The sequence below is a fragment of the Kytococcus sp. HMSC28H12 genome, assembly GCF_001816045.1.
Lineage (GTDB): Bacteria > Actinomycetota > Actinomycetes > Actinomycetales > Dermatophilaceae > Kytococcus > Kytococcus schroeteri.
This window is the reverse complement of the sequence record NZ_KV824695.1, coordinates 22,378-28,790: the sequence shown is the minus strand read 5'-3', so window position 1 is coordinate 28,790 and position 6,413 is coordinate 22,378. Positions and strand designations below refer to the sequence as shown.

Annotated in this window: 4 protein-coding genes and 1 pseudogene; 4 read left to right on the top strand and 1 reads right to left on the bottom strand. The window is 72.4% G+C overall.

Features of this window, described 5'->3' with window-relative positions; translation table 11 throughout:
- Both HMPREF3099_RS11550 and HMPREF3099_RS11545 read left to right on the top strand, forming a co-directional pair.
- Window positions 1-249, top strand: a pseudogene (locus HMPREF3099_RS11550) (ABC transporter permease); the annotation flags it as partial.
- A gap of 86 nt (window positions 250-335) precedes the next feature.
- Window positions 336-1,304: a COX15/CtaA family protein gene (locus HMPREF3099_RS11545; protein WP_237769854.1), complete on the top strand. Its 969-nt coding sequence runs from the start codon at window positions 336-338 to the stop codon at window positions 1,302-1,304.
- Between the two features lie 590 nt (window positions 1,305-1,894).
- On the opposite strand, the gene HMPREF3099_RS11540 is transcribed toward HMPREF3099_RS11545, so the two are convergent.
- Complete coding sequence (locus tag HMPREF3099_RS11540) at window positions 1,895-2,833, bottom strand: heme o synthase (RefSeq protein WP_070706217.1); 939 nt, start codon at window positions 2,831-2,833, stop codon at window positions 1,895-1,897.
- Window positions 2,834-3,100: 267 nt separating this feature from the next.
- On the opposite strand from HMPREF3099_RS11540, the gene tkt reads away from it, so the two are divergent.
- On the top strand, window positions 3,101-5,233 hold the full coding sequence (tkt, locus tag HMPREF3099_RS11535) for a transketolase (RefSeq protein ID WP_070706216.1): 2,133 nt from the start codon (window positions 3,101-3,103) through the stop codon (window positions 5,231-5,233).
- A gap of 2 nt (window positions 5,234-5,235) precedes the next feature.
- Window positions 5,236-6,399, top strand: a complete 1,164-nt coding sequence (gene tal / locus HMPREF3099_RS11530; protein ID WP_083323747.1) for a transaldolase — start codon at window positions 5,236-5,238, stop codon at window positions 6,397-6,399.
- Window positions 6,400-6,413 lie beyond the last annotated feature (14 nt).

Genomic DNA, 6,413 nt, shown 5'->3' with positions numbered 1-6,413 from the left:
GAGGCCGTGCTGGCCGTGGCCAACCTGCTGTGGGTGGTCTTCCTCGCGCTGGGCAGCCTGCTCCCCTCGCACCGCTTCGGTGCCCCGTGGGAGACGCTCGTGCGGCTCACCCCGTCGGGTGCCCTCGGTGACGGGCTGCGCGCGGCGCTGGGTGACGGGCACCTGGACGGGGTGGCCGTCCTCGTGCTGCTGGCCTGGACCGTGCTGGGTGGGCTGCTGGCCACGCGCGTGTTCCGCTGGTCGGACTGAGGCGGGCCCCGGTGCCGGGCGCAGTCGCCGGCACCACGCGACGCCTGCCGCGGCGCGATCCACGACGCATCGTAGGATTTGCCCCCGTGAACACCCCCGCACCCGCAGCCCCCCGCACCACTCCTCCGTCGGCCGAGGACTCCCTGGACACCGGCACCCCGGCCCTCACCGGCTGGCGCCGCATCGGACGGTGGGTGCGTCCGCTGCTGTGGCTCAACCTGGCCGTGGAGATCGGCATCGTGCTCACCGGCGGCCTGGTGCGGCTCACCGGGTCCGGGCTGGGCTGCCCCACCTGGCCGCACTGCGACCCCGGCTCGTTCACCCCGGTGATCGAGGAGGCCGACGGCATCCACCCGTACATCGAGTTCGGCAACCGCACGCTCACCGGTGTGGTGGGCATCGTGGCGATGCTGCTCGTGCTGGCCGTGGTGGCCCGGGGCGGGGAGCGTCGCCGCAAGCAGCTGCCATGGGCGCTGGCCGTCGTGGGCGGCATCGTGGCGCAGATCGTGCTCGGGGGCATCACGGTGCGCACCCACCTCAACCCGGTCACTGTGAGCGCGCACTTCCTCGTCTCGATGCTGCTGGTCACCGCCTCGGCCGCCGTGCTGTGGTTCGACCGCTCGGCCGACGAGGTGCAGCACCCGCCGCTCCCCCGCCCCCTGCACCTGGTGGCCGGGCTGGCCGCCGTCACCGCGGCCGTGGTGCTCACCCTCGGCACCGTGGTGACCGGCTCGGGCCCGCACTCCGGTGACGCCGACGCCCCTGCGCGCTACCTGCTCGACGTGAAGACCATGAGCTGGCTCCACGCGGACTCGGTGATGCTCTTCTGCGGCCTGGTCGCTGCCATGCTGCTGGGCCTGCACCTGCTGCCGCAGGCGACCACCCACGCCAAGCGCGTGTGGTGGGCGGTGCTCGCGGTGACCCTGGCCCAGGGCCTGCTGGGCTACGTGCAGTACGCGCTGGCCGTGCCAGCGCCCCTGGTGGCGCTGCACATGCTCGGCGCCTGCCTGCTGGTCTGGGCGCTCACCTGGGGCGTGCTGGCCGTCCGCCGCTGAGCGGGCCGAGCCTCTCCCAGCCGAGGGGGGGGGTCCGGGCCTCCGCGCACGGGAAAGCCCATGCCGCACGGGAAAGGTGCTGGCGGCACGCGGACCATCGCGTGCGACCAGCACCTTTCCGGTGCTTGGTGACACTGGCCGTGCGGTGGGCCGCCGGGCGCCCTCTGGCCCCTGTTCGGGGCGCCGAGCCTGGGGCTGACCGGGTCCGTGCTGGGCCTGTCAGGCGCCCTCCCATCCTCCTGACCTGCCGACGTGCTTGGTCGACCCACCCTCGGGGGGACGGTCAGGCAGCTGTTGCGTGGGTCAGGAGCAGTTGAGCCTGTCAGGAGCCGGGCGGAGCCGTCGTGACGCCCCTCGTCGCGGGGGCCTCTACGAGCGACAGGGGGTCCCGGCCCCCGGGCACGCGGAAAGCCCACGCCGCACGGGAAAGGTGCTGGCCCCACGCGCACCATCGCGGGCGACCAGCACCTTTCGCGTGCCCAGTGACACCTCCCGTGCGGGCCGGCCGCCGAGGCTCGCCCGAGTCAGCCGTGGCCAGTGGACGTCATGGCCCATCGGCGCCTGGGCCGTCACGCGGCCCCGGAGCCAGCTCAGCCCAGGCCGGGCAGCGCCCAGTAGAGGAGCGGGTCCACGGCCACGGCCATGAACAGCACGCTCACGTAGCTGATGGAGTAGTGGAAGAGCCGCATCGGCTTGATCTCGGCCTCGCTCAGACCGGCGCGCGCCCCACGCAGCAGGGTGTGCGACTCCATGAGGAACAGGCCGCCGGAGAGCACCGCCACCACGGTGTAGAGCCACCCCATCGGCGCCACGGGGATGAGCACCAGCGAGGTGAGCACGGTGGCCCAGGCGTAGAGCACGATCTTCTTGCCGACCGCCACGTTGTCCTCGATGACGGGCAGCATGGGCACGCCGGCGTTGGCGTAGTCGTCGCGGAACTTCATGGACAGCGGCCAGTAGTGCGGCGGGGTCCAGAAGAAGACGAACAGGAAGAGCACGAAGGGCGCCCAGGCCAGCGAGTTGGTGACGGCCGACCAGCCGATGAGCACCGGGATGCAGCCGGCCACCCCGCCCCAGACAATGTTCTGGCTGGTCCGGCGCTTGAGCACGATCGTGTAGAACCACGCGTACAGCACGATGGCGGCGAAGGACAGCGCGGCCGAGAGCCAGTTGACCAGCAGCCCCAGCCACAGCACGGACGCGATGCCGAGCACGGCGCCGAACACAAGGGCCGCCCGGGGGCTGATCTGCCCGGTGACCAGCGGCCGGTTGCTGGTGCGGTGCATCTTGGCGTCGATGTCGCGGTCCAGGTAGCAGTTCAGGACGTTCGCGCTCGAGGCCGACAGGGTGCCGCCGATGAGCGTGGCCACCACCAGCCACCAGCTCGGCACGCCCCGCTCGGCCAGGAACATCACCGGGAAGGTGGTGATGAGCAGCAGCTCGATGATGCGGGGCTTGCAGAGGGAGACGTACGCCCGGACGGTGGACCACGCGCCGGAGTCCGACGGGCTGGCGGGGGTCGCCGCCACCTGATCTGCCCCTGAAGTCACGGTGTCCTCTCGAGCGTCGGTGCTGGGTGCACGCACACCGAGCCGTCCCGGCCCGTGAGTGCGGTGGCCCATCGTATCCGTCGCCCCCGACGATCTGCGACGCAGCGTCGTTGACCTCCCGCCGCGCCCTCCCGGCGACGGCCGCCCTTCCGTGGGCGGACCCCGCGGGGTGCCCCCCTCCACCCCGGGACGCATAGGGTGGAGACCCGCCCGTCCGTGCGTTTCCCCCATCCCAAGGAGTGCAGCGTGACCGAGTCCAGCAAGCCCACCCGCGACAGCCAGCTCGCCGACCCCGTGGCGCAGCAGGTGGGGTGGACCGACACCGACCTGCGCGCCGTGGACACCGCCCGCCTCCTGGCCGCCGACGCCGTGGAGAAGTGCGGCAGCGGCCACCCGGGCACGGCGATGTCGCTGGCGCCCGCGGCCTACCTGCTGTTCCAGAAGGTCATGCGCCACGACCCGAACGACGCGCACTGGCTGGGCCGTGACCGCTTCGTGCTCTCGGCGGGGCACTCCTGCCTGACGCAGTACGTGCAGCTCTACTACTCCGGCTACGGCCTGGAGATGGACGACCTCAAGGCCCTGCGCACCTGGGGCTCGCAGACCCCCGGCCACCCGGAGGTGCACCACACCACCGGCGTGGAGGCCACCACCGGCCCGCTCGGCTCCGGCCTGGCCACCGCAGTGGGCATGGCGATGGCGCAGCGCCGCCAGCGCGGGCTGCTCGACCCCGATGCCGCCCCCGGGGAGTCCCCCTTCGACCACCACGTGTGGGTCATCGCCTCCGACGGCGACATCATGGAGGGCGTCACCGCCGAGGCCTCCTCGTTGGCCGGGCACCAGGAGCTCGACAACCTCACGGTCATCTACGACGACAACGAGATCTCCATCGAGGACGACACCGACATCTCGTTCTCCGAGGACGTGGCGAAGCGCTACGAGGCCTACGGCTGGAACACCATGACCGTCGACTGGCGCGCCACCGACCCGTACACCGAGGACGTGGACGCCCTGTGGCGTGCGCTCGAGGAGTCGAAGAAGGCCGACGGGCGCCCCACCCTCATCAAGCTGCGCACTGTCATCGGCTGGCCGGCGCCCACCAAGCGCGACACCGGCTCGGCGCACGGTGCGGCCCTGGGCGCCGAGGAGATCGCCGGCACCAAGGAGCTGCTCGGCTTCGACCCCGAGGTCGCCTTCCCCATGGACGACGAGGTTCTGGCGCACGTCCGCCAGGTGGCCGACCGCGGCGCCGCCGCCCACGCCGAGTGGGACACCCGGCTGGCCGCCTGGCGCGAGGCCAACCCCGAGAACGCGGCCCTGCTGGACCGCCTGGTCGCCCAGCAGCTGCCCGAGGGGTTCGCCGAGGCCTTCCCGACCTGGACCGCCGACGACAAGCCGCTGGCCACGCGTGCCGCCTCCGGCCAGGTGCTCAACGCCCTGGCCGAGGTGATGCCGGAGCTGTGGGGTGGCTCCGCCGACCTCGCCGGCTCCAACAACACCACCATGGACGGCGTGCCGAGCTTCGTGCCGGAGTCCAAGGCCACCACGATGTTCAGCGGCCACCGCTACGGCCGCACCCTGCACTTCGGCATCCGGGAGAACGCCATGGGCATGGCGCTCACTGGCATCGCGCTGGAGGGCCTCACCCGCCCCTACGGCGGCACCTTCCTGACCTTCAGCGACTACATGCGCCCCGCGGTGCGCCTGGCCGCCATCCAGCAGGCACCGGTGACCTACGTGTGGACGCACGACTCCATCGGCCTGGGCGAGGACGGCCCCACGCACCAGCCGGTGGAGCACCTGGCCTCGCTGCGTGCCATCCCCGGCCTGGACGTGGTGCGCCCCGCCGACGCCAACGAGACCGCCGTGGCCTGGCGCACGGTGCTGGGCCACGTGGACCACCCGGCCGCGCTGATCCTGACCCGGCAGGCGGTGCCGCACCTGGACCGCGAGCAGTACGCCTCGGCCGAGGGCGTGGCCAAGGGCGGCTACGTGCTGGCCGACGCCGAGGGCGAGCTCCGGGTGCTCCTCATGGCCACCGGGTCGGAGGTGCAGCTCGCGCTGGAGGCCCGCAGGACGCTGCAGGCCGAGGGCATCGGCACCCGCGTCGTCTCGATGCCGTGCCGCGAGTGGTTCGACGCCCAGGACCAGGCCTACCGCGACGAGGTGCTCCCGCCGTCGGTGCGCGCACGCGTGAGCGTGGAGGCCGGCCTGGCGATGTCCTGGTGGGACCTGCTGGGCGACGCCGGTCAGGCCGTCTCCCTGGAGCACTTCGGGGCCTCCGCCCCCGCCGAGGTGCTGTTCGAGGAGTTCGGCATCACCGCCGCGGCCACCGTGGCCGCGGCCCGGAAGTCCCTGTCGATCGTGGAAGGCCAGTGAGCATGTCGCACACCACCCCCGAGGCCAGCGCCGTCACCCGCCTGGAGTTCCCCGGCGCCCCGCAGCCGGTGCGGGACCTCTCCGCGCAGGGCGTCTCCATCTGGCTGGACGACCTCTCCCGCCCTATGGTCCGCGAGGGCCGGCTGCAGGAGTACGTGGACACCCGCGCCGTCGTCGGCGTGACCACCAACCCGTCCATCTTCGCCAAGGCGCTGGCCGAGGCCGCCGACTACGACGAGCAGGTGCGCGAGATCGCCGCCGAGGGCGTGGACGTGGACGAGGCCGTGTACCGCCTCACCACCACCGACGTGGCCGACGCCTGCGACGTGCTCCTCCCCCTGTACGAACGGACCGGCGGGCAGGACGGCCGCGTCTCCATCGAGGTTGACCCGCACCTGGCCGCCGACACCCAGGGCACCGTGGAGATGGCCCGCCGCCTGTGGCAGACCATCGACCGGCCGAACCTGCTCATCAAGATCCCGGCCACGGTGGAGGGCCTGCCGGCCATCACCCAGGTGATCGCCGAGGGCATCAGCGTCAACGTGACGCTCATCTTCTCCCTCGACCGCTACCGCGGTGTGATGAACGCCTACCTCACCGGCCTGGAGCAGGCCCGCGAGGCCGGCCGCGACCTGTCCACCATCCACTCGGTGGCGAGCTTCTTCGTCTCCCGCGTGGACGCCGAGGTGGACAAGCGCCTGGCCGCCCTGGGCGACCCGGCCGCGGCCGATCTCAGGGGGAGGGCCGCCCTGGCCAACGCCCGCCTGGCCTACCAGGCCTTCGACGAGGTGTTCTCCACCCCGCGCTGGCAGACCCTCGCCGACGACGGCGCGACCGTGCAGCGCCCGCTGTGGGCCTCCACCTCGGTGAAGGACGAGTCCCTGCCGGACACGCTGTACGTCACCGGCCTGGTAGCCCCCAACACCGTCAACACGATGCCGGCCGCCACCCTGGAGGCCACCGCTGACCACGCGGAGGTCACCGGTGACACGGTGCAGTCCACCTACGCGGAGTCCTCCGCGGTGCTGGACCGCCTCGAGGCCCTGGGCATCCGCTACCAGGAGGTGGTGGACCAGCTGGAGCGCGAGGGCGTGCAGAAGTTCGCCGACGCCTGGGACGAGTTGCTCGGCTCGGTGCAGCAACAGCTCGACGCCGCGACGTCCTGACCCACCTGCAGCCA

Bases quoted from the DNA above. Each gene is read 5' to 3' on its own strand.
- tal (WP_083323747.1), top strand. From the start codon at position 5,236: ATGTCGCACACCACCCCCGAGGCCAGCGCCGTCACCCGCCTGGAGTTC.